The organism is Mucilaginibacter sp. UYNi724 (genome assembly GCF_054057495.1).
Genome location: NZ_JBSRZI010000018.1, coordinates 41,790 through 64,216 on the forward strand (window position 1 = coordinate 41,790; position 22,427 = coordinate 64,216).

Annotated in this window: 20 protein-coding genes; 15 read left to right on the plus strand and 5 right to left on the minus strand. The window is 45.3% G+C overall.

Annotated elements, in window-relative coordinates; genetic code table 11:
* Positions 1 to 89: 89 nt before the first annotated feature.
* The 10 genes from ACVW0P_RS20070 to ACVW0P_RS20115 all read left to right on the plus strand — a co-directional run bounded on the left by ACVW0P_RS20070 (position 90) and on the right by ACVW0P_RS20115 (position 10,103).
* A complete protein-coding gene (locus ACVW0P_RS20070; RefSeq protein ID WP_457133654.1) occupies positions 90 to 680 on the plus strand; it encodes a 4Fe-4S dicluster domain-containing protein in 591 nt (196 codons plus the stop codon).
* Positions 677 to 1,228, plus strand: coding sequence for an NADH-quinone oxidoreductase subunit J family protein (locus ACVW0P_RS20075; protein WP_457133655.1), 552 nt, complete (start codon positions 677 to 679; stop codon positions 1,226 to 1,228). The genes ACVW0P_RS20070 and ACVW0P_RS20075 overlap by 4 nt, the downstream gene beginning before the upstream one ends.
* Positions 1,225 to 1,530: an NADH-quinone oxidoreductase subunit NuoK gene (nuoK, locus tag ACVW0P_RS20080; protein ID WP_354431382.1), complete on the plus strand. Its 306-nt coding sequence runs from the start codon at positions 1,225 to 1,227 to the stop codon at positions 1,528 to 1,530. Before ACVW0P_RS20075 ends, nuoK begins: the two co-directional genes overlap by 4 nt.
* Positions 1,531 to 1,533: 3 nt before the next feature.
* On the plus strand, positions 1,534 to 2,094 hold the full coding sequence (locus tag ACVW0P_RS20085; RefSeq protein WP_457133656.1) for a TonB-dependent receptor plug domain-containing protein: 561 nt from the start codon (positions 1,534 to 1,536) through the stop codon (positions 2,092 to 2,094).
* 1 nt (position 2,095) lies between these two features.
* Positions 2,096 to 2,983 (plus strand): hypothetical protein, encoded by an 888-nt coding sequence (locus tag ACVW0P_RS20090; protein ID WP_457133657.1) that lies wholly within the window; start codon positions 2,096 to 2,098, stop codon positions 2,981 to 2,983.
* Positions 2,983 to 3,531: a hypothetical protein gene (locus tag ACVW0P_RS20095; RefSeq protein ID WP_457133658.1), complete on the plus strand. Its 549-nt coding sequence runs from the start codon at positions 2,983 to 2,985 to the stop codon at positions 3,529 to 3,531. The genes ACVW0P_RS20090 and ACVW0P_RS20095 overlap by 1 nt, the downstream gene beginning before the upstream one ends.
* A complete protein-coding gene (locus tag ACVW0P_RS20100; protein ID WP_457133659.1) occupies positions 3,528 to 5,591 on the plus strand; it encodes an NADH-quinone oxidoreductase subunit 5 family protein in 2,064 nt (687 codons plus the stop codon). The genes ACVW0P_RS20095 and ACVW0P_RS20100 overlap by 4 nt, the downstream gene beginning before the upstream one ends.
* Positions 5,591 to 7,204 (plus strand): complex I subunit 4 family protein, encoded by a 1,614-nt coding sequence (locus tag ACVW0P_RS20105; protein WP_457133660.1) that lies wholly within the window; start codon positions 5,591 to 5,593, stop codon positions 7,202 to 7,204. Before ACVW0P_RS20100 ends, ACVW0P_RS20105 begins: the two co-directional genes overlap by 1 nt.
* Positions 7,205 to 8,719, plus strand: a complete 1,515-nt coding sequence (locus tag ACVW0P_RS20110; protein WP_457133661.1) for an NADH-quinone oxidoreductase subunit N — start codon at positions 7,205 to 7,207, stop codon at positions 8,717 to 8,719.
* A gap of 76 nt (positions 8,720 to 8,795) precedes the next feature.
* Positions 8,796 to 10,103 carry an ammonium transporter gene (locus ACVW0P_RS20115; protein ID WP_354431373.1) on the plus strand — a complete coding sequence of 436 codons (1,308 nt, stop codon included), beginning with the start codon at positions 8,796 to 8,798 and terminating at the stop codon, positions 10,101 to 10,103.
* A 393-nt stretch (positions 10,104 to 10,496) separates the two neighbouring features.
* Here ACVW0P_RS20115 and ACVW0P_RS20120 read toward each other — a convergent pair whose 3' ends face one another.
* Complete coding sequence (locus tag ACVW0P_RS20120) at positions 10,497 to 11,285, minus strand: carbon-nitrogen hydrolase family protein (protein ID WP_457133662.1); 789 nt, start codon at positions 11,283 to 11,285, stop codon at positions 10,497 to 10,499.
* Between the two features lie 449 nt (positions 11,286 to 11,734).
* Between ACVW0P_RS20120 and ACVW0P_RS20125 the strand changes: the two genes are divergently transcribed.
* On the plus strand, positions 11,735 to 13,642 hold the full coding sequence (locus ACVW0P_RS20125; protein ID WP_457133663.1) for an amidophosphoribosyltransferase: 1,908 nt from the start codon (positions 11,735 to 11,737) through the stop codon (positions 13,640 to 13,642).
* A gap of 231 nt (positions 13,643 to 13,873) precedes the next feature.
* Here ACVW0P_RS20125 and ACVW0P_RS20130 read toward each other — a convergent pair whose 3' ends face one another.
* Complete coding sequence (locus ACVW0P_RS20130; RefSeq protein ID WP_457133664.1) at positions 13,874 to 14,530, minus strand: LysE family translocator; 657 nt, start codon at positions 14,528 to 14,530, stop codon at positions 13,874 to 13,876.
* 187 nt (positions 14,531 to 14,717) lie between these two features.
* Between ACVW0P_RS20130 and ACVW0P_RS20135 the strand changes: the two genes are divergently transcribed.
* The 3 genes from ACVW0P_RS20135 (at position 14,718) to ACVW0P_RS20145 (ending at position 17,263) form a co-directional block, all read left to right on the plus strand.
* The gene (locus tag ACVW0P_RS20135; RefSeq protein ID WP_457133665.1) at positions 14,718 to 16,334 is read left to right on the plus strand and encodes an MFS transporter; all 1,617 of its coding nucleotides are present in this window, start codon (positions 14,718 to 14,720) and stop codon (positions 16,332 to 16,334) included.
* A 104-nt stretch (positions 16,335 to 16,438) separates the two neighbouring features.
* Positions 16,439 to 16,894, plus strand: a complete 456-nt coding sequence (locus tag ACVW0P_RS20140) for a deoxycytidylate deaminase (RefSeq protein WP_457133666.1) — start codon at positions 16,439 to 16,441, stop codon at positions 16,892 to 16,894.
* A gap of 66 nt (positions 16,895 to 16,960) precedes the next feature.
* A complete protein-coding gene (locus ACVW0P_RS20145) occupies positions 16,961 to 17,263 on the plus strand; it encodes a GIY-YIG nuclease family protein (RefSeq protein ID WP_457133667.1) in 303 nt (100 codons plus the stop codon).
* Between the two features lie 156 nt (positions 17,264 to 17,419).
* Here the strand turns inward: ACVW0P_RS20145 and cmk are convergent, their stop codons facing one another.
* The gene (gene cmk / locus ACVW0P_RS20150) at positions 17,420 to 18,094 is read right to left on the minus strand and encodes a (d)CMP kinase (protein ID WP_457133668.1); all 675 of its coding nucleotides are present in this window, start codon (positions 18,092 to 18,094) and stop codon (positions 17,420 to 17,422) included.
* A 116-nt stretch (positions 18,095 to 18,210) separates the two neighbouring features.
* On the opposite strand from cmk, the gene arfB reads away from it, so the two are divergent.
* A complete protein-coding gene (arfB, locus tag ACVW0P_RS20155; protein WP_354431365.1) occupies positions 18,211 to 18,621 on the plus strand; it encodes an alternative ribosome rescue aminoacyl-tRNA hydrolase ArfB in 411 nt (136 codons plus the stop codon).
* Here the strand turns inward: arfB and ACVW0P_RS20160 are convergent.
* Positions 18,618 to 19,586 carry a lipid A deacylase LpxR family protein gene (locus ACVW0P_RS20160; protein WP_457133669.1) on the minus strand — a complete coding sequence of 323 codons (969 nt, stop codon included), beginning with the start codon at positions 19,584 to 19,586 and terminating at the stop codon, positions 18,618 to 18,620. The two genes, arfB and ACVW0P_RS20160, sit on opposite strands and share 4 nt — an antisense overlap.
* Before the next feature lie 152 nt (positions 19,587 to 19,738).
* On the minus strand, positions 19,739 to 22,216 hold the full coding sequence (lon, locus tag ACVW0P_RS20165) for an endopeptidase La (protein WP_457133670.1): 2,478 nt from the start codon (positions 22,214 to 22,216) through the stop codon (positions 19,739 to 19,741).
* Positions 22,217 to 22,427: the final 211 nt, after the last annotated feature.

Here is a 22,427-nt window from a genome sequence, read left to right on the forward strand (position 1 = left end):
AGGATTTAGGATTTACGATTTCGGATTTCCGTTTCAGGATTTAGAGTTTAGGATTTATATTTTAGGATTTAGTAATTAGAATTTAGGATTTGATTAAACGGGCAATAAACGGTTTTACAACGGCATGGAGGGGCTTATCCCTTACCATCAGGGCCTTGTTTGCCTCAAATGCCAAAAGGCAGGTAACGCCCATCACCAACGATAATTACTTCCATCAGCAAAATAATACTAATACCATCCAGTACCCTAAACAGGAACTGCCCGTGCCCGAGGTGGGCCGTTATCAACTGGATGTGGAGATAGACGACTGCATCGTATGCGACCTTTGCGCCAAAATTTGCCCGGTAAACTGTATCACCATCGAGTCCATAAAATCTACCGAAGGCAGCATCGGCGAAACATCCGACGGATCAAAGAAACTGCTTTACGCCGCCCAGTTTGATATTGATATGGCCAAGTGCATGTATTGCGGGCTGTGTACCATTGTGTGCCCAACCGAGTGTATTGTAATGACCAACGAGTATGATAAAACGGTATTTGACCTAAGCAACCTTACTTACGAGTTTTCGGACATGTCGCCAGAACTTGCTGCCGAAAAACGCGACCTGCTGGAACGCCAAACCGCCGAAAAGCAAGCCGCCAAATTAGCCGCCATGAAGGCAAAGGAGGGCGGGGCATGAGTTTAGTACAAGTGATGTTTTACCTGATGGCGTTTGTAACGCTGGGCTCGGCATTGGTGGTAGCTGCTGGCAAAAATTTGGTGCGCAGCATCTTTATGTTCTTCGTAACGCTGTTTGGCCTCGCCGGGTTATACGTAATAGCCCTGGCCGATTTTGTGGCCGTTACCCAAATTGTAATTTATGTAGGCGGTATTTTGGTACTGATACTGTTCGCTTTTATGCTGTCGGGCAAGGATGCTTTGGCTACCGCGGAACAACAGAAGACTAAGTTTATAAGTCTGCATAATTTGCCGGCGTTTATACTGGCCGCACTGTTTTTAGTAGTGATGCTTAACGTGGTTTTTAAAGCGGACATCAACAACCTGCCCTGGGTAAAAACAGCCATCGTTACAAAAAATGTAGTGCCAGTGAACGGGACAGGGATCAACGATATTGGCGTCAATTTGATGACGCGCTACCTGCTGCCGTTCGAGGTGATCTCGGTATTGCTGATGATAGCCCTGGTTGGCGCGGCGCATTTGTCAAGAAAGGAGCCGGTAGAAGCATGATAGGTTTGCAGGATTTTATGCTGGTGAGCGTGGTGCTGTTTTGCATCGGCCTGTTTATCATCGTATCAAAAAAGAACGCGATACAAATATTGATAGGGATAGAGTTGATGCTGAACGCCGCAATTTTAAACCTGGTAGCATTTGGAAAGTATGATAGGATAAATAACGGGGGGCAGGTGTTCGCGCTGTTCGCCATCGTTTTGGCAGCTGCTACCACAGCGGTTGCGCTGGCTATAATATTGAACGTTTATCGCCGTTACAAAACCATAGATCCTGATAAAATAAACCAGTTAAAAGATTAAGATATGAAGAAGTTAATTGTTGTTTGCGCGTTGTTCTTGTCGGTTGGCGCTATGGCGCAAAATGCCGATAGTACAAAAAAGGATATCACTACAATTAACGGCTTTACCAATAATAATTTGCCCCCGTTGTTGATAGTTGATGGCGTGAAATATAAAGGCGATATAAAAAGCATCGACCCAAAAAGTATTGAACAGATGGAGGTGTTAAAATCTTCATCGGCAACATCTATATACGGTGCGGAGGGTTTGAATGGCGTAATATTGATCACTACCAAGAAAAATAAAGGGAGTATCAACCTGTTATCTAAACCAACTGTAGCGGCTAAATCAGATACAGCTAAAATAAACCCGTTGTACATTATTGATGGTAAAAATTCGACCGCCGCAGGCATGCAAAGCTTAAATCCCCAGGATATCGATAATATCTCGGTTCTGAAAGACGCGTCGGCAACTTCCATATATGGCCCGGCGGGTAAAAACGGGGTGGTGATCATAGTTACCAAAGCCTACAAAAAAGAGCACGCTGCTAAGAAAGCAGAAACCGAAAGACAAGGGAAAAACTAAAATGAAGAAACTGCTTTTAATAATGCTGATGTTAGTTACCGTAGGCACTTTTGCGCAGCGGAAGAAGCATGCGACAAAAAAGAAGGCGAAGCAAAGCACCAGGCACACAAAAAAACGCTCGTCGAGGCACCGCTCAAGCGGGAGTGAAGCCCGGGTAGAAGAAGTTGTTGAGGAAGAGGAGCGGGTAGCTTATCCGTTTTTCTCGGTAGATAGCGTCACCAAAAAACTGGTGCTGAAAGACCCCCCCGAAGAACGCGACCGACCGTTTGTTATGGTAAACGACAACATTTACAACGGCCGGCTTCAAGACCTTAAACCCGAGAGCATCCTGGATATATCGGTCATCAAGCCAAAAGGCGCTAAAATGATGTACGGCCAAAAGGCTGCTGCCGGCGCGCTCATCGTTAAAACGAAACAAGCCCTGCCAGCTGACCTGCCGGGTACTTTGCTGCCTTTGCCCAAACAACAGGTTATTCAAAAGGGATTTGTGCTGAATGAGGAGGTAAGCTACAGCAAACTATCAGATATCGATACCGCTACTATCCTGAAGATGGATACGCTGATCCAGCCAAAATTTGCCGGCTCGAAAGATAATGATACCACGCTGAATGTCACCACTAAAAAGTACGGTACCAAGCTATACCAATGGAAATTTGGAACGTTATCCAAGGCTTATAAATTGTACATCCGCTCGCGGAGGGGCAACGATGCCAACGTGGTTTACCTGTTGCCAAACGGTATCGAACTGACAGGCGCCAACAAACTCGACCTTTTTGAACAGGCCACCAAAGCAGATATAAAAGGGGCAACCTTTACCGGCCCCCGCGGAACCCGCAAGAACCGCCAACCCGCGACATTAGTAATTGAATTAAACCAAGCGGCAAACTGATGAAAAAGTTGGTCTTGATATTGTTGGTTCTTGTATCGTTTGGCGCGTTTGGGCAGGTGAAGAAAGATTCTGCCGGTGCGGTATTTATCCACGATGCGCAGCAATCAGCTAAAAGTAAGCCACTATATGTAATCGATGGTCGACTCACAAAAGTGCAACCCCAATTTAAAGAGGCAGATCTTTTAGAAGTATATATAGTAAGTAATAAAAACGCGGTTAAGGAATATGGTGAAAAGGCAAATGATGGCGCAATTATTATCGTAACAAAAAAATGGGGCATTGAAACGTATCAAAAAAAGTTTGCTGGTTTCTCAAAAGAATACAGTTCATATTTAATAGCTCACGCAGGAGATGACAGCAGATTAATGTATGTATTGTCTACTGATGGAAGTGTTTTGGCTGCTAAGAATATAGACAGGCAACGGAAACTATATAGTATCCCTGCCTCGGATATAGAAAGTATTACTTTCGGAAAAGAGTCTGAAAACGCGATGGGCATAAAGCCGGCAATTGTCAGGATTAATATTAAAGCAAAAACTAAAATTTGAACCCAACCTTACCAAATACCGATGTACAAACCGTAACTCTTGCAATACTTGCAGTGGCGTTGCCTTTTGCTGCCTTTTTGGTAAACTTTTTACTGTTGGGTAAAAGCAAGGCGTCGGGCTGGGTATCCACGCTTGCCATATTGGGAAGCACTGTTTTGGCGGCCAATGTATTCTTAAAAATTTGGGGCAGCCACACCATTCACGCGCAGCAGGTTTGGTTTACCATTGGGGCTACAAAGGTACAGGCGGGCGTTTTGCTTAATAATTTATCGGTGCTGATGTTGCTGCTGGTATCGGTGATCGCGCTGCCGGTGCATATCTACTCTACCGCCTACATGAAGGATGATGACGGGTACAGCCGTTACTTCCGCTATTTAAGTCTGTTTTGCTTTAGTATGCTGGCGCTGGTAGTGGTAGATAATTTGATACTGCTGTATGCCTTTTGGGAGATGGTGGGCTTTTCGTCTTACCTGCTTATCGGTTTCTGGTTCACCCGCAACAGTGCGGTAATAGCCAACAAAAAAGCCTTTATCATGAACAGGATAGGGGATATCGGTTTGCTTACCGCTATCATTATCCTGTACACCCAATTCAATACTTTTGATATAGAAGCCCTGTTCGGCTCAAAGGGGCTGATCGCCAATGCCACCATCGCCAACGGCGAATGGACAAGTGCCGTTAACCACATCCCGGATACGTATCAGTACATCGCCTTTGGCGGCATCTTCCTGGCCGTGGCTGCAAAATCGGCACAGTTCCCGTTACATACCTGGCTACCCGATGCCATGGAGGGGCCAACCTCGGTTTCGGCATTGATCCACGCGGCTACCATGGTGGCGGCGGGGGTGTTTTTGTTAGGCAGGTTTTACCCCATGTTTAGCGATACCGAGTTAACTGTATTGGCGGTAATAGGCTGCTTTACTGCGTTTATGGCGGCAACAATCGCCCTCACGCAAAACGACTTAAAACGGATCCTGGCATATTCCACCATATCGCAACTGGGCTTTATGGTGATGGCTATGGGGGTAGGGGCTTATGCCTCATCGTTGTTCCATTTGGTTACACACGCGTTTTTTAAATGTCTGCTGTTTTTAGTGGCGGGGATCGTTATCCACCAAATGAAACACATTAAGGACGATAATAACCTCGATATCGACCCGCAAAATATCCTGCATATGGGTGGCCTGCGCAAAAAACTGCCGCTAACATTTATAGCCGCTTTAATTGGCGGTTTAGCCCTGGCGGGTTTGCCGCTTACGTCGGGCTACCTGTCTAAAGACGGTATCCTGATCCAGGCGTTCGATTGGAGCGACGACAAACCATTCCTGCTGAAACTGGTCCCATACTTTGCCCTGCTGACCAGCTGGCTTACGGCGTTCTACATTGCAAGGCTCATCGTTAAAGTTTTCTTTGGCGATTTCCGCCTGCAAAAGGTGAACCCACATATTCATATCCACATGGGTGACGGAGGCTGGCAATACAAACTGCCGCTGGTGTTTTTAGCGCTGTGCTGTTTGTTCCCGGTGTTTAGTTACAGCCCAGTGTTTTACGAGGATGCCTGGTTGTACAAAGGTTTCCTGCTCACCAATATCTTCGCCCGCGAAAACCTATACCATGTGCTTGTCCCGCTTATTGTGGTTATTTTAAGTGTGGTGGTGATGTACGGCGCGTTTGTGATCTATGTAAAACGCAATACCTGGTCGTTCCCGCAAAAGGGGCTGCTGTTCCGCATCTCATTTAATGAATGGTATATCGACAGGTTTTATAACCGGGTTGTTGTCCGTTTCGTAATGTGGCTGAGCAACGCCCTGTACTGGTTCGATAAAAAAGTGGTAGACGGCTTTGTAAACTCGCTCGAAAAAGTGGGCAGGGCCATAGCCGGTATTGCCGCCTGGTTTGATAAAAACATTGTAGACGGACTGTTGCATTTGGTGGCCGGCGTGGTACATGGCATTGGCGGTTTTGCCCGCCGTTTTCAAAGCGGTAAAATTCAATATTATTTATACAGCATGCTTTTAGTGCTGATCACCGTATTTATTTTAAAACTGATCTGGACCTGATGAATATATTAACCCTGCTCATTTTTACCCCAATTTTGTTTGGCTTAGTTATTCTGCTGCTGCCGTCTTCGATGCGCGCCAGTTTTAAATATATCACGCTTGCGGCTACTTTTTTGCAGCTGTGTTTCAGCATTTATATTTACCTGCATTTCCAAACAGGGGCGGCACACGCTGGTATCAACCACGAGGGCCAGTTCCAGTTCGTGCAAAAGCTCCCGTGGATAAGCCTTGACCTGGGCAGCGCAGGTAAAATGCAAATAGAATATTTTGTGGGGATAGACGGCATTTCCGTAACGCTGCTGGTGATGACCTCGCTGGTAATGGTGATCGCCGCCGTTGCATCGTGGGAAATAAAGAGCAACCTAAAAGGTTTCTTCGCGCTGTTTTTGCTGTTGGATATGGCCGTTATCGGCGTTTTCTGCGCATTGGATTTCTTCCTGTTCTACACTTTTTACGAATTGATGCTGTTACCGCTATACTTCCTGATAGGGATGTGGGGCGGTGCCAGGCGCGAGTACGCTGCTATCAAATTTTTCCTGTACACGCTGTTTGGGTCGGTGTTTATGTTGCTGGTGATGGTGGGTTTATACCTGTCGGTTAAAGACCCGGTTACGGGCAGCCACACGTTCAATATGATCCACATGATGAACCCGGCCAACTATATCGAAGGTTCGGTGTTTTCGGTACTCAGCAACGCTACCATATTGGGCATGCCCGCGCGTACCGTAGGTTTTGTGGTGCTGTTTATTGCCTTTGCCATTAAGGTACCGGTAGTGCCGTTGCACACCTGGCTGCCAGACGCGCACGTGGAAGCGCCAACCCCGGTCTCTATTATCCTTGCAGGTATCCTGCTGAAAATTGGTGGTTACGGGATCATCCGCATCTGCATGGGCATCTTCCCGGAAGTTGCCTTATCGGGCGCTTTCTGGTTAGGATTATTAGGGGTGATCTCCATATTGTACGGCGCATTTAACGCCCTTGCCCAGCGCGACCTGAAACGGATGATCGCCTATTCGTCGGTATCGCACATGGGGTTCGTATTGTTGGGCCTTGCCTCCAACACGGCCGAAGGTATCAGCGGCGCTGTGCTGCAAATGGTGAGCCACGGCTTTTTATCAACCATGCTGTTCTTCCTGGTAGGCGTCATCTACAACCGCGTGCACGACAGGGATATATACAATTTCCGCGGGTTAGGCACCCTAATGCCGCGCTATACGGTTTATGTAATGGTGGCGTTTTTTGCCTCGTTAGGTCTGCCGGGCTTCTCGGCTTTTGTAGCCGAGGCATTCACGCTCGCTGGGGCATTTAAATCACACTCGGTAAACGGCTTGCTACCCTACTGGATGGCCATTTGCGGCTCGGTGGGCATCTTACTGAGCGCGGCCTACTTCCTGTGGACCTTACAACGTATGTTCTTCGGCACCGTTTCCCTAAAAGGCGGCGACGTTTGGAAGACAGCCCTAACAGATATCAACTTCCGCGAAACGGCAACCCTGCTACCGCTGGCTTTGATCGCCTTACTGTTGGGCATCCTGCCATCGCTGGTATTGGGTAAGGTGAATGATTCGGTACTGGCGCTGGTGCAATTTACTCAAAACGTATTAGTTAAATAAATGAAGGATCTGTTACCCGAAGTTACCACCCAGTTAAACGAAGTATTACGCGGCCTGCGCTTTTTTGTGCCCGAGGTGTATTTAACCGCCTTGTTTATTTTGGTGCTGGTGACAGATCTTTTATTTAGCAAGCGGTCGGCGGCGTTATGTCGCGCGGTGGCAACGGGGGGGATGATGCTGGTAATTGTACAGGTCATCAACCAAAAGTTAAGCCTTAATGCTAACGACACCGCCCGTTTTTTTGGCGGCATGCTGATGCTGCACCATACAGGCATTGTTTTTAAACTGATCATAGATGTGCTGGCTTTTATTCTGCTGTTCTATTTTGCCTGGGACAGGAAACTGGCATCGCACAAAAAAGGATTGTCGGACCTATACACCATTGTCATCGGTTCCGTACTGGGCTTGCATTTAATGGCCATGGCTGTAAACCTGTTATCTATATACCTTGCTATCGAAATGGTTTCCCTTGCATCGTACCTGCTTACGGCTTACCATTCGGGCAATGCCAAAAGTACAGAGGCTGGGTTAAAATATGTGCTGTTTGGCGCGGCGGCATCGGCGGTAATGCTGTATGGCATCTCGCTTATTTACGCCTATTGCGGTACGCTGGATATCTTCTCGCGCGAGATGCAGGAAGGACTTATCCAGGTGAACCACTTAAGTGTATCATTCGCGCTCACGCTGATCTTAGTGGGTATAGGGTTTAAACTGTCGCTGGTGCCGGCGCATTTTTACGTGCCGGATGTTTACGAGGGAGCGGCGACCCCGGTAACTGCATACCTATCAACCTTGCCAAAAATAGCGGGCTTTGCCTTGCTGGTAAATTTTGTAACACCATTCATCACCTCCAGCGGGATGTATATCAACTGGGCGGGGCTAAACTTTAGGTTGGTGCTATCTGCCGTGGGTATTGTAACCATGGTGGTGGGTAATTTCGCGGCGGTTTGGCAAAATAGTGTGAAACGGATGCTTGCCTATTCGGGCATTGCGCACACAGGCTTTGCTTTGATGGCCGTGGTAACGTTTAGCGGGCAGGGATTGACAGCCTTAACGTATTACCTCTTGGTTTACGGCCTGGCAAACATCGCCGCGCTAATGCTTGCCAATTACTTTGAAAATAACGAAGGCATCACCAACATTAGCGATTATAAAGGCCTGGGCTTTAAATACCCCCTGGCATCTGTTTGTTTTGTGGTAGTACTTATCTCGCTAACGGGTATCCCCATCAGCGCGGGTTTTACGGGGAAGGTGGTGGTGTTTTCTGCAGTCTATGGCGTGTATCAGCAAACGCATGATATCTGGCTGATGGCCTTGCTGATAACCGGTGCGGTAACCACCGTGGTAGGTTTGTTTTACTATATCAAAATTCCGCTTAACTTATTCTTAAAACGTACCGAAATTATCCCGAATGAAATTCCGTATTCACGTAATTTGGTAATTTTTTCTTCGGTTATTGCATTATTGCTAATATTATTCGGACTTATCCCCGATAAATTGATAAACTTATTGTAATTGTTTCATTTTTTATAAAATGTCTACTAAAATTGTATAAATTGAGGCCGTTTTAATAAATGGTTTTTAATTTGATATGAAGCGTTACTTTCCTTTCCTCGTCATCCTGGTAATTTTATCACTTACGTTTATTTTTCCATCCGTAGAATACGATAAAAATATAAAATCTAACTTCAATACCGGCGATATCGCCTGGATGTTGATGTCTACAGCCCTGGTTTTAATTATGACCCCCGGCCTTGCCTTTTTTTACGGCGGAATGGTGAATAAAAAGAATGTAATCTCTACAATGCTGCAAAGTATTGTGTGTATGGTTATCATTACCGTGCTTTGGGGCATATTTGGTTTCAGTTTAGCCTTCGGTAAAAGCATTGGCGGCGTAATCGGCAACCCATCTACTTTTTTTATGATGAAAGGGATGCTGGGAAATGCCAGCTGGCCCGCCGCGCCAACAATCCCGTTGTTATTATTTGCCATGTACCAGTTAAAGTTTGCTATTATAACCCCGGCGCTAATAACCGGTGCCTTTGCAGAGCGCATCCGTTTCAACTCGTACATTATATTTTTGGTGCTATTTTCCATATTTATCTTTTCGCCATTGGCACATGCCACCTGGCACCCGGATGGCTTATTGGCTAAACTTGGCGTGTTAGATTTCGCAGGCGGCACGGTAGTACACATGTCGGCAGGTTGGGCGGCTTTGGCATCAGCATTGTTCCTGAAACGCCGTAACGAGGCAAACCACGCCCCGGCTCGCATAACCTATGTAATGATAGGTACAGGCTTGCTTTGGTTTGGCTGGTTTGGTTTTAACGCGGGCTCGGCATTTGGCGCGAACCATTTGGCGGTAACCGCTTTGGCAACAAGCACAACAGCATCTGCCGCGGCCGGTGTAACCTGGATCTTTTTTGACATGCTGCGCGGCCGCAAACCATCGGCTATGGGCACCTGTATAGGTGCGGTAGTGGGTTTGGTAGCCATAACCCCGGCAGCAGGTTTTGTGAGTGTGCCACACTCGCTGGCCATCGGTATTATATCTGCCGTGGTGAGTAACCTGGTTGTAGAATGGCGCACCCGCACCACTATCGACGATACTTTGGACGTATTCCCCTGCCATGGTGTAGGCGGTATGGTGGGTATGCTGCTAACCGGCGTATTTGCCAACCACAACGTAAACCCCGCCAATGTAACCGGCGACGGCCTTTTCTTCGGCCATACTCATTTGTTTTTCATCCAGCTATTCGCATTGGTAGCCACATCACTTTTCTCATTCTTCGGCTCGGTAATATTGCTAAAAGTTACCGATATGATCTCGCCTCTGCGTGTATCAAAAGAAGATGAAGTTGTAGGTTTGGATATCAGCCAGCACGGGGAGAGGTTGTAGGATAACTCACCCCTCGGCACTTCGTGCGCGACCCTCTCTGCTGCGCAAAGAGGGTTGGAAGAAAAATATTCTGAAACCCTCTTTCCGCGCAGCGAAGAGAGGTGGTCGAGCGAAGCAATGACCGGGTGAGTAAATAGCCTGCTTGATATTTTAGCGGGATATGGGGCGATTTCCCAGTATCTTTTGAACCCGGGCTATTCTTTACAACTCCTCATTTCGGCCTGCCGATAGGGGCAGCCCTGGATTCCGGGGTTTCCTCTGCTATCCTATCGCGACTTTCTGAACTGGGATTCGCAAGATTTTCCAGATCAAAGAATTTTCTTTTGTAGCGATGGTTATAAAATCCATCGCTACTGTTTTAAACGCATTTTTTTCATCAGCTTGATTCCGTCACTATTTATACAACTCCGCCTTAAATCTCTTCGCCAATAATCCAGTCGCTTTTGCGGCGTCGATCTCCGCTACAATAATGCCTTCAAGGCCGTAAGGCTGGTAGGCAAGGCATTTGCCATCGGGCGCTATGAGGGATGTGGCGGCTTCCTGGTATTGCATGGTGTAGCCAACACTTGCGAAATATATGGTGTTTTCCAATGCACGCATCATCATGGCTTTTTCGTAGTAGGGGCTGTTGATGTTACCCCAATCGGTGAGTTTTGTGCCTTGCACATCGCTGCCGGACAGGTGCGGATGGAACACAATACTCGCGCCCTCGCGCGCCGCCCAGCGTACAGATTCTGGGTAGCGGAAGCCTTCGTGGCAAATGGTGATACCAAATTTCAATCCGCTTACTTCAAAAATATGGCGGTCTGTTCCCGGCTGCCAGGTGGTATCTTCAGATGGATCGAGCTGGTTTTTAGTCTGGTAGCCTAATACTTTTCCTTCGGCAGAGATCACCTGGGCAACGTTAAGGAATTTGCCGTTGTCGTACCAATCCATCGGCATAATTATAGCAATGTTGTTTGCTGCGGCTATCCGGCAAAGGTTTTCTAATGCCGCTTTTAGCTCTTCTTCAGAGGCTTTGCGTACGGTTACATCTGCAAGCGGATATCCTGGGATAAATGTTTCGGGGAAGCAAATGAGGATAGCCCCCTTTTTCGCGGCTTCTTTTACCATGTTTTCGGTTTTGATTAATCCGTCGGCAATTGATTTTGGGAAGGTAGGGGTGGCAAGGGCTATTTTCATGGAAGTAAATTTAAGGAATGTTTTTATTGTTTGCAGAATTTACTCACCCCGCGGCACTACGTGCGCAACCCTCTCTGCTGCGCAAAGAGGGTTGGAAGAAAAATAATTTTGAATCCCTCTTTCCGCGAAACGAAGAGTGGGTGGTCGAGCGAAGCAATGACCGGGTGAGTAAAAACGCGCGGAAGGCAGCACACCCCTAACGCCCCTAAACCCGATAGAAGCGGATGCCGGCATCGCGCCTAATGCCTGTGCGCGTATAATTATTCATCAAATTCAATTTCAGAAAATGACCGCATAATCGAATAAATGGTATAATCTCCGTTCATATAATCCCTAAAATCTGCTCAATCCCGGCCAGTTTTCCCACCTCATAAATAATACCAACTAATGACAATATGTTTAAACACAATATAAGATAAAATTTTACCTTTGCATGCTCATTCCCAATCATGAGCGATCAGATTAAACATGAATGCGGTGTGGCATTTATCCGCCTTTTAAAGCCACTCTCTTTTTATCAGAAAAAGTACGGGACTGCCCTGTACGGACTAAACAAGCTTTACCTTTTAATGGAAAAACAGCACAATCGCGGGCAAGACGGCGCGGGCGTTGCTACCATTAAACTGGATATTGAGCCTGGGAAGCGGTACATAAGCAGGCACCGGTCAATGGCCTCAAACGCCGTTGCTGATATCTTCGAATATATCCAGAAAAAGTTTGCTGAGATACAAAAGGAAACGCCTGAAAAAATGGCTGATACCGAATGGCTCAAAGAGCACGTAAGCTTTACCGGCGAAGTGTTGTTGGGCCATTTGCGTTATGGTACGCACGGTAAAAACAGTATAGAAAACTGCCACCCCTTTCTGCGCCAAAACAACTGGATGACCCGTAACCTGGTTATTGCCGGTAACTTTAACATGACCAATGTTGATGAGCTGCTGCAACAATTGTATGACCTTGGCCAGCACCCTAAAGAGAAAGCCGATACCGTGACCGTTCTTGAAAAAATGGGCCACTTTATTGATACCGAGGTGCAAGGCTTGTTTGACCAGTACAAACGCGAAGGCCTTGACGATAACGCCCAGATTAGCAAGCTGATTGCTAATGACATGGATGTTGCCAAGATATTGCGTAAAAGCGCAAAAAACTGGGATGGTGGTTACACTATTGCAGGTATATTAGGCCACGGCGACGCGTTTGTAATGCGCGACCCGGTTGGCATCCGCCCGGCATATTATTATTATAACGACGAAATTGTGGTTGCCGCTTCAGAGCGCCCCGCTATTATGACGGCCTTTAATATCCCTATCGAGGAGATTAAGGAGATAAAACCGGGCCATGCCCTTATTGTAAAAAAAGACGGTAAGATAACCGAGACCATGTTTAGTGAGCCTTTAGAGAAAAAGGCATGTTCTTTCGAACGCATCTATTTCTCTCGTGGCAGCGATGCTTCTATTTACAAGGAGCGTAAACAACTGGGCAGGTTGCTTTGCCCGCAGATACTGGATGCTGTGGAAAACGATGTGAAGAACACCGTATTCTCGTACATTCCAAATACTGCCGAGGTTGCCTTTTACGGTATGGTTGAGGGTATCCACAAATACATAAAAAAATACCAGCGCGACAGGTTACTGAACCGCGACGATAAAATTAGCGAAGAAGAATTAACGGAAGTTTTGGCACTTGCACCACGTGTGGAGAAGATAGCCATTAAGGATGTAAAACTTCGTACATTTATTACCCAGGATGCCGACCGCAGCGAGATGGTTGCCCACGTTTACGATACCACTTACGGTTTAATAAACAAGGATGCCGATACGCTGGTGGTTTTGGATGACTCTATAGTTCGTGGTACTACTTTAAAGCAAAGCATCCTGAAGATCTTAGACCGCCTGGGCCCTAAAAAGGTTGTGGTAGTATCATCTGCCCCGCAGATCCGTTACCCGGATTGTTACGGTATAGATATGTCGCGCATGGGCGAGTTCGTGGCTTTTGAAGCCGCGATAAGCTTGTTGAAAGAGCAAGGTAAAGAGAATATCATTGTTGAGGTTTACCAAAAATGTAAGGATAGCTCAAAACTGGCTAAAGAGGATGTAGAGAACTATGTAAAAGCCATCTATGCGCCGTTTACCGATCAGGAAATCTCTGACCGTATTGCCAAAATTATAACCCCGCCAAATATTACGGCTAAGGTACAGGTGCTTTATCAAACCCTTGATAACCTGCATATTGCTTGCCCAGATCATACCGGCGATTGGTACTTTAGCGGCGATTACCCAACCCCGGGTGGTAACAAAGTGGTAAACCGGGCCTTTGTTAACTGGATGGAAGGTAACAACCAAAGGGCTTATATGTAATTGCTTGAGGCGAAAGCTAAAGGAAAAGGCGAAAGGTGTAAACTTTTCGCCTTTTTTTGATTTTCGATCAATCCAAATAGTATTTGTCATTCTGAGCGATAGCGAAGAAGCTAATAGTAAACTGTGCATATGCGCCAGGTATGTTGGCGAATAGATGCTTCACTATCGTTCAGCATGACAAATTGAAATAGATTTTCAGTACTTATCCACTAATAACTGGGGGGCTTTGGCTTACGTTACCGCCGGTGCCGAAAATATAAAATGCGTTACCAACCTATCCACCAATACCAACGAGGCGATGATGAGGGCAATCCCGGCAACTTCATTTAGGCGGTGTACAAATTTTACGGAGATACGGTCGCGGAGTTTATTGGCGTAAAACGCCTTTACAGCATCCAGTCCAAATTGTACAATAAGGATGGTGGCAAACATCACGGCAATTTTAAACGATCGGTTATGCACGCCGGCATGATAAACGGTACTGGCGGCACCAATTACAACCGTCCAATGCAGCAGCACGGTTGGGTTAAAAATGCACATCACAAAACCTTTAAAAAAATACCCCGCATGGTTTATTTTGCTGGGGATGTTGTTGTTGTACTTAACAGCGGCCTTTTTAAAGATGTAGTAGACACCGATACTGAAGAGGATGATGCTGCCTACAATACCCGCTATGGTTTTATCGTGTGCGGTTACATCAAAGTATTGCGAACCAAAAAGGATGGCGCCAACGAAAACCATATCACAGGTTACTACGCCCAGGGCGAGGGAAAGGCCTGCCTGAAAACCACTCTCAATACTGGTTTTTATCAAAGCAAAAAAGACCGGGCCTGTTATAAACGTAAGCACTAATCCAAATCCAATTCCCGAAATAATGGCTTCTATCATTATGTAGGCTTATATATCCTGTTTCTCCCTACAGGTAAAAAATCAGGACACTAAGATGCAAATTTATCTTTTAAACAATGGTAATATAAAGTGGTAATTTAATTTTTCAAAAATTTATAGTCATAATTATAAAATTTGATTTATGTTTAGTGTTTTAAACACCAATAGTATTAACCTTAATTAAACAATGGCACAAGACAACACAAAGAGTAATGGTTCGGCCTTATATACGCTGGTTACCGTATTCTTCTTTTGGGGCTTCTTAGCAGCTTCTAATGGTATTTTTATCCCATTTTGTAAGACACATTTCCACCTTACACAATTCGAATCCCAACTTATCGATTTTACATTTTATGGCGGGTACTTTATCGGGTCGCTAATATTATATTTTGCTTCGCAAATAAGTAAAACGGATATCTTAAATAAATTAGGTTACAAAAACGGTATCATTTTGGGTTTAATAGTATCTGCTGCAGGTGCATTATTAATGATACCCGCGGTCGCTACAGGTTCATATGCCTTAGTATTATCAGCAATATTTGTTATTACTATAGGCTTCTCTCTACAGCAAACTTCTGCAAACCCGTTTGTAGTGGCCTTAGGCCCATCTGAAACTGGGTCTAACCGATTGAATTTTGCAGGTAGTATAAATAACATAGGTGGTTTATTAGGCCCCGCTGTTATTAGTATTGTTTTGTTTGGTTCGGCTAATAGCCATATCGCACCGGAGGATGTGAAAATATCATCTATCGATAATTTGTACTACATATTTGCAGGCTTGCTGTTAGCAGTGGCACTATTCTTTTGGTTATCAAAATTACCGGTTGTTACCAGTGATGAGAAAGTTGAAACTACCAGTAAACCGGGCAAGCCAATCATAGTAATGTTTATAGCATTTTTAATTATCCTTGCTGTAGATCCATTGGTAAGCATTACAGGTATATCAAAATCCGTTTACATATATTCTACATTAGCATTGATCATTGTAACTTTGATGGTTTCTTTGTTTTCTGCTAAGAAAGATAACCAAGGTTGGGGGGCAATGCAGTATCCTCAATTAATTTTGGGTATGATAGCTATTTTTACTTATGTGGGAACCGAGGTTACCATACAAAGTAACATGGGCGCATTGCTTAAAACGCCATTATTCGGCAACTTCAAAGATTCGGAAATCGCCCCATATATCTCATTATACTGGGGTAGCTTAATGATCGGTAGGTTCACCGGCGCCATTGGTGCATTTAATTTGTCAAAAATGACAAAGAACATTTTAACTGTAATAGTGCCTTTTGTTGCGTTTGGTATCGTATTATTAGTTAATCGCTCAACCGTTGCCGATGTAAGTTCATTATTTGTTTATGGCATAAGCATCGGGATATTAGTGGTAGCTTTTTTTATAGGCCAGCAAAAACCGGTACGTACCTTAGTTACATTTGGCGTATTAGGTGTGATATTTATGCTTATAGGTTTATTCACAACTGGTATGACAGCGGTATTTGCTTTCATCAGCGGGGGCTTGTGCTGTTCAATTATGTGGCCATCTATTTTCTCTTTATCTATAACCGGTTTAGGAAAATACACAGGTCAGGGTTCAGCATTCTTAATTATGATGATCCTGGGTGGTTCAATTATACCGCCAGTACAAGGCTTTATGGCTGATACTATCGGCATACATCAATCTTACATAGTGCCTGTAATTGGGTTTGCTTACATTGTGTTTTTTGCCTGGAGAGTAAGGGGTGTTTTAATAAATCAAGGAATCAACATAGACCATGTTCAGGTTGAAAAAAGCGGAGGACACTAAATTTATTTTGTCCTGAACAGGAATTAAGCGAATTAATGAATTTTAAGAATTCTATTAATTCGCTTAATTATTTTAATCCCAGTTCGAACAACCAACGATACAACATGAAACCAAGTTTCGAACATATTTTTATGAACCTGGCAACCGACCTGGCCCAACGCTCGCACTGCGTAAAGGCCCAGGTCGGTGCCGTTTTAGCTAAAGACACCCGCATTATATCCATTGGGTATAACGGCCCGCCTGCTGGCACCCACAACTGCGACGAGGAGTGGCCCCAAACAGGCTGCGCCCGAGATTCTAAAGGCAGCTGCTCGCTTGCCCTGCATGCTGAGGAGAACGCCATCCTGTACGCCGTAAAAAACGGTGCTAACCTCGAGGGTGCTACGCTTTACACCACGTTATCGCCATGCCTGCCATGCGCAAGGCTCATTTTCTCTGCCGGTATAAAACACGTTTACTTCGATAAATCATATGCCCAGTACAAAGGCCTCGCCAGTGATGAAGGTGTCGACTTTTTGAACCGTTTCGGCGTAAATGCTGTGCAGTTTCCAGGGGAGTAGGTTTTTCAAGGTGTCATTTCGAACGAGGTACGAGGAGAAATCTTCTACAAGCAATAAGTGTCCGCCATGTGGAATTATAATTATTACGTTTACATTACTACAAATCACAACCGAACCGTGTTGTATATTGGTGTTACAAATGATTTAAACAGAAGGTTATTTGAACATCGCGAAAATAAAGGCACAGGTAAATCATTCACTGCAAAATACTACTGTTATAATTTAGTGCACTACGAGCATTTCTTTAATATAGAGCACGCCATTGAACGAGAAAAAGAGATAAAGAAATGGCGACGAGAGAAAAAAGATGCCTTAATTAAATCAACCAATCCTGATTGGAAGTTTTTGAACGACGAAGTAATGGGTTGATCTTAAAGTTAAGCCTTGCAACTGTTAAAGCTTGGAGTAGAAGATTTCTCCTCGTACCTCGTTCGAAATGACATGGTGGTAGTTTTCTAAACAAATTGCATTGTGTTTCAGAATTGCGTTTTAATGCGTTCAGCTTTGGTCTTTCAACTTTCAATTTTACCCTTTCAGCCCCTCAATCTTATCCAGCGCGAACTGTAACTGCTGCCCGGGGGTAAGGTTGGTATTATCCAGTATAATGGCATCCGTGGCGCGTACAAGGGGGCTTTCGGTGCGGGTGGTGTCCTGGTAATCGCGGTGGGCGATGTTCTCAAAAATATCTTCTAAGGTAACGTCGGGGTTTTTCAGGTGGATCTCGTCGTAACGGCGCTGCGCACGAACCGCCGGGTCGGCTGTCATGAAGATCTTTAGGGGGGCATTAGGGAATACAGCGGTGCCAATATCGCGGCCATCCATCACAATATTTTTTGATTTCCCCATGCGTTGCTGCTGCTTTACCATTTCGCGGCGCACTTCTTTCAAAGCAGATACCGCGCTAACCTTTTCAGATACCGGCATCTGGCGGATCTCTTCAGAAACTTCCTCGTCGTTTAGTGTGATATGGGTCTCGTAATCGCGCGAGTGAAAGTTGAGGTGGATGTTTTTCAACGCTTCCTCAATTTGCCCGTGATCGGTAAGGTCAATATTGTTCCTTAAAAAATACAAGGCTACGGCACGGTACATGGCGCCGCTATCTACATAAATGTAATGAAGTTTTTTGGCTAATGCCTTGGCCAGCGTGCTTTTACCGCATGATGAGTAGCCATCAATAGCTACTATAATATTATTGCTCATCGTGGTTCGAAGTTACGGTTTTTAGTGATTAGTTGAATGGTGATTAGTGGGTAGTTAACGAAGCTAAACGAACTTTTCACCACTCAACTTAATCAACCACTTACTATATTTGCCTCATGAACTTAACTAAGGCCGACCTGCAGAAAGAAATTTCTTACAAAACATCGCGCAGCGGGGGTAAAGGCGGGCAAAACGTAAATAAGGTATCAACCAAGGTCGAGTTACTTTTTTCTATCGATAACAGCATCCTGCTTACCGACGAAGAGAAACTATTGCTAAACCAAAAGCTTCAAAACCGTTTCAATAAAGATGGCTTGGTGCAAGTAATCTGCGATGAAGAACGCAGCCAATTCCTTAATAAAGAGATAGCGGTAGAACGCCTCATAGTACTTATCACCAACGCCCTGCACAAACCAAAGGTACGCAAACCAAGCAAGGTTAGCCGCGCGGCTAAGCTGGCCCGCCTGGGTAATAAAAAGATCCAGTCGACTAAAAAAGCCGACCGTAAAAAGAATTTTGATTTTTAATCAAACCTGTACAGCACACTTAACGACCCCCACTGGTGGGTGCTTTTTGCCTGTTGTTTAACTTCGCGGCTGTTGATTACCGCGCCAATATCAAACACAAAGCGGCTGGTGGTTAACGCTACACCCAACTGATTGCTAAATACAAAGTGATTGATATCGCCAACAATTTCTTGCGTGCCCGGCTCCGGGTGGTCCTTAAAAATGTTGCCCTGCACGGTGGCATCATATAACACCCCATTTATTTGCGGTTTGTAATAGAAGAAAAGTTCCTGATTATGCAGCAGCGGGGTGCTTGTATTTTTGCTCGCTGTGCTTTGTGTACTTACGGATTGGAACAGCTGATTAAAATTACCCAAACGGATCATTGGCCCGATACCGGCGGCGTTAAAACCTGTACCCGCGTTTACGTAACCGGCATAACTGATATCGGCCCACGAGTTACGTGCAATTAGCTTATTTACCTCGAGGTTGAGGTTAAGCTGCGGTGCATTGCGCACCTGGTACTGCCAGGTGTTAAGTTCGTAAAAACCAAAGGTATTGTGGATGAATTTTTGGATGGCGTAGCCACCCGCCGCAGGGCCTATAATCCCCACCCGTGCTGTTAACTTAACCGCGGTCTCATTTTTATAAATGATGTTTCCGGATAAGCCAAGGTACAGGTAACCGGCAACAGGCCTGTCCACAAAATCCGCAGAAGGCAACCTGCCCGACTGCGCGTTATAGATCTTTTGGCCAAGCTCGAACCCTACGATATAATTCGCGATATCGTCATGGTGCTTCATTTTGCTAAAATCAACGGCGTGGCGGTAGTTTAGAAAAAAACCATTGGTGTAATAACGGTCGGACCCCTGGCCCAGGAAAGAATCGTTATCCGACTGGAAACCAATTTCGTGCCCACGGGTTTGCGCGAAAGTGCTGGCGCCTGCAAACAGGCATATGGCTATCAAGAAAAGCTTATTCTTCATTATGGGATTATCGGTGCGCTAATGTAAAAAAAGCAGGGATAATATCCCTGCTTGTGTATTGATTTAAAACGAGTAACCCAAACTTAAATAGGGCCACCGGCTTTGTATTATTTGGGTGAGAAATGCTGAAATAAATTTAGCTTATCTTTTTCTTACTCCACCACCGGTTTCACTTCTTTTTCTTTCACCGTTAGGTCAAGCGGTTCGCTTACTAAATCGGTTAATAGGGCAAGGTTTATTACCTCGCGCATATCGGTAACGTAGTGGAAGGTAAGGTCGGTAATGTAGTCTTCTTTGATCTCCAGGATATCTTTCTGGTTGGATTTGCACAGGATGATCTCTTTAATATTGGCGCGTTTTGCCGCCAGTATCTTTTCTTTGATCCCGCCTACAGGCAGCACCCGTCCGCGCAGGGTTATCTCACCTGTCATGGCCAAATGTGGTATTATTTTACGTTGGGTAAATGCCGATACCAGCGCGGTGAGCATTGTTACACCTGCCGACGGGCCATCCTTAGGGGTAGCACCTGCCGGTACGTGCACATGCACATCCCATTGTTCAAAAAGTTTTGGGTTAATATTAAAGTAAGCTGCATGCGCGCGCAGGTATGCTAACGCTATGATAACCGATTCCTTCATTACATCGCCAAGGCTGCCGGTTAGGGTAAGCTTGCCATTGCCGGGGCTTAAGCTGGCCTCAATAAACAATATATCACCGCCTACCGATGTCCAGGCCAAGCCTGTTACCACACCGGCGGTATCATTATTCTCGTAAAGGTCTTTATCGTAAAATGGCGCGCCCAGTATCTTTTCAACTTCTTTTTTGCTTACAAGTACATTGTATGGCTCTTCCATAGCGATGTTTTTCGCAACACCACGAATTACTGATCCTATCCTTTTCTCCAGCGTACGAACGCCCGATTCGCGGGTATAATCTTCTATCAGTTTTTCCAATACATCGGCCTTTACCACAACATCTTTAAGAGTTAAGCCGTGGGCTTCGCGCTGTTTTGGAAGCAGGTGTTTCTTGGCAATTTCTATCTTTTCTTCAATGGTGTAACCGTTTACCTCGATGATCTCCATCCTATCTAACAAGGCGGGCTGGATGCTGCTCAGCGAGTTGGCGGTAGCGATGAACATCACGTTAGACAGGTCGAAATCCATCTCTACGTAATTATCATAAAAAGTGCTGTTCTGTTCAGGGTCAAGCACTTCTAACAAAGCAGATGAAGGGTCGCCACGGAAATCGGTGCTTACCTTATCAATCTCGTCCAGTATAAATACCGGGTTAGCCGCGCCCGCTTTTTTCACCGACTGGATTATCCTGCCCGGCATAGCGCCAATATAAGTTTTACGGTGCCCGCGGATCTCCGCTTCGTCCCTAACGCCACCTAAAGCCATCCGTACATATTTACGGCCTAATGCTTTAGCTATCGATTTACCCAACGATGTTTTACCAACCCCCGGGGGGCCAACCAAACAAAGGATGGGCGCTTTCATGTTATGTTTCAACTTCAGCACCGCCAAATATTCGATGATGCGCTGTTTTACCTTATCAAGGCCAAAGTGGTCCTTATCAAGCACCTTTTGTGCCCTTTTAAGGTCAAAATTATCCTTTGTAAAATCATTCCACGGTAGGTCAAGCAGCAGCTCCAGGTAATTGATCTGCACCGAATAATCTGCTGCGGCAGGGTTGGTACGGGCAAGTTTTTCAAGCTCTTTGGCAAAATGGGTTTTAACCTCTTTGTCCCATTTCTTTTTCAAGGCACGCAGGCGCAGGTTTTCGATCTCCAGATCGGGAGAGGTGCCACCCAGTTCTTCCTGGATAGTTTTTAGCTGCTGGTTCAGAAAGTAATCGCGTTGCTGCTTGTCAAGGTCTACACGCACCTTGGTCTGGATTTGGTTTTTTAGCTCCAGCATCTGCAGGTCTAAAGTAAGATGTTCCAGCACTAGGTTTACCCTGTCGCGCAGGCTTGCAGTTTGCAACAAAGCCTGTTTAGCAGCCATATCCGCGTTCATATTAGATGATATGAAGTTGATCAAAAACGATGTGCTTTCGATGTTACGGATAGCAATACCTGCCTCGCTCGGGATATTTGGCGATAGTTGTATAATGTTCATGGCCATGTCTTTAACAGACGACACCATGGCTTTAAATTCTTTATCCTCTTTAGCTTTTATCTCTTTAAATGGCTCTATGCTCGCTTTGATGTACGGCTCGGTTTGCACCTCTTCCTTTAGTGTAAAGCGTTTTTTACCCTGTAGTATCACGGTGGTGTTACCATCCGGCATTTGCAGCATTTTTACAATGAACGCGATGGTACCAACCTTGTTTAGCTGGTCAAAAGTGGGGTCTTCTATACTTACGTCCTGCTGGGCAACAACACCAATAAGGCGCGTACCTTTGTTAGCATCGCGGATCAGTTTAATAGATTTATCGCGGCCAACGGTAATAGGGATCACAACACCGGGGAATAACACGGTATTGCGCAACGGAAGTATAGAAATAATATCGGGCACCTCTTCATTATTCATCTCCGCTTCATCCTCTGACGACATCAGCGGGAAAAATTCAGAATCTTCATTAATGGAGGGCATGGTATTCTTAAAATCGAACGGATCAAAACTCATCAATCACCTTTTATGTATGGTAACAACGTCATAATGGCAGGCACGGAAACTCCGGCCTTGCAAATACGGGTTAATTGCCAATAGTTATATATTCAAATATACAGTTTCAAGAGCTATGCCAATATACCTTAATCAACCGCGGTAAATTCCACGGGTTTGTAAATGATTGATTTGTTGTGGTTTGCGGCCATAAAATAAATAACACAAGGTT

Excerpts from the sequence above, each read along its gene's own strand:
- ACVW0P_RS20105 (WP_457133660.1), top strand. The coding sequence starts at position 5,591 with ATGAATATATTAACCCTGCTCATTTTTACCCCAATTTTGTTTGGCTTA.
- lon (WP_457133670.1), bottom strand. The coding sequence starts at position 22,216 with ATGAGTTTTGATCCGTTCGATTTTAAGAATACCATGCCCTCCATTAAT.
- ACVW0P_RS20115 (WP_354431373.1), top strand. The coding sequence starts at position 8,796 with ATGAAGCGTTACTTTCCTTTCCTCGTCATCCTGGTAATTTTATCACTT.
- ACVW0P_RS20075 (WP_457133655.1), top strand. The coding sequence starts at position 677 with ATGAGTTTAGTACAAGTGATGTTTTACCTGATGGCGTTTGTAACGCTG.
- ACVW0P_RS20125 (WP_457133663.1), top strand. The coding sequence starts at position 11,735 with ATGAGCGATCAGATTAAACATGAATGCGGTGTGGCATTTATCCGCCTT.
- ACVW0P_RS20110 (WP_457133661.1), top strand. The coding sequence starts at position 7,205 with ATGAAGGATCTGTTACCCGAAGTTACCACCCAGTTAAACGAAGTATTA.
- nuoK (WP_354431382.1), top strand. The coding sequence starts at position 1,225 with ATGATAGGTTTGCAGGATTTTATGCTGGTGAGCGTGGTGCTGTTTTGC.
- ACVW0P_RS20135 (WP_457133665.1), top strand. The coding sequence starts at position 14,718 with ATGGCACAAGACAACACAAAGAGTAATGGTTCGGCCTTATATACGCTG.
- cmk (WP_457133668.1), bottom strand. The coding sequence starts at position 18,094 with ATGAGCAATAATATTATAGTAGCTATTGATGGCTACTCATCATGCGGT.
- ACVW0P_RS20145 (WP_457133667.1), top strand. The coding sequence starts at position 16,961 with ATGTGGAATTATAATTATTACGTTTACATTACTACAAATCACAACCGA.
- ACVW0P_RS20085 (WP_457133656.1), top strand. The coding sequence starts at position 1,534 with ATGAAGAAGTTAATTGTTGTTTGCGCGTTGTTCTTGTCGGTTGGCGCT.
- ACVW0P_RS20130 (WP_457133664.1), bottom strand. The coding sequence starts at position 14,530 with ATGATAGAAGCCATTATTTCGGGAATTGGATTTGGATTAGTGCTTACG.
- ACVW0P_RS20140 (WP_457133666.1), top strand. The coding sequence starts at position 16,439 with ATGAAACCAAGTTTCGAACATATTTTTATGAACCTGGCAACCGACCTG.
- arfB (WP_354431365.1), top strand. The coding sequence starts at position 18,211 with ATGAACTTAACTAAGGCCGACCTGCAGAAAGAAATTTCTTACAAAACA.
- ACVW0P_RS20120 (WP_457133662.1), bottom strand. The coding sequence starts at position 11,285 with ATGAAAATAGCCCTTGCCACCCCTACCTTCCCAAAATCAATTGCCGAC.
- ACVW0P_RS20160 (WP_457133669.1), bottom strand. The coding sequence starts at position 19,586 with ATGAAGAATAAGCTTTTCTTGATAGCCATATGCCTGTTTGCAGGCGCC.
- ACVW0P_RS20090 (WP_457133657.1), top strand. The coding sequence starts at position 2,096 with ATGAAGAAACTGCTTTTAATAATGCTGATGTTAGTTACCGTAGGCACT.
- ACVW0P_RS20095 (WP_457133658.1), top strand. The coding sequence starts at position 2,983 with ATGAAAAAGTTGGTCTTGATATTGTTGGTTCTTGTATCGTTTGGCGCG.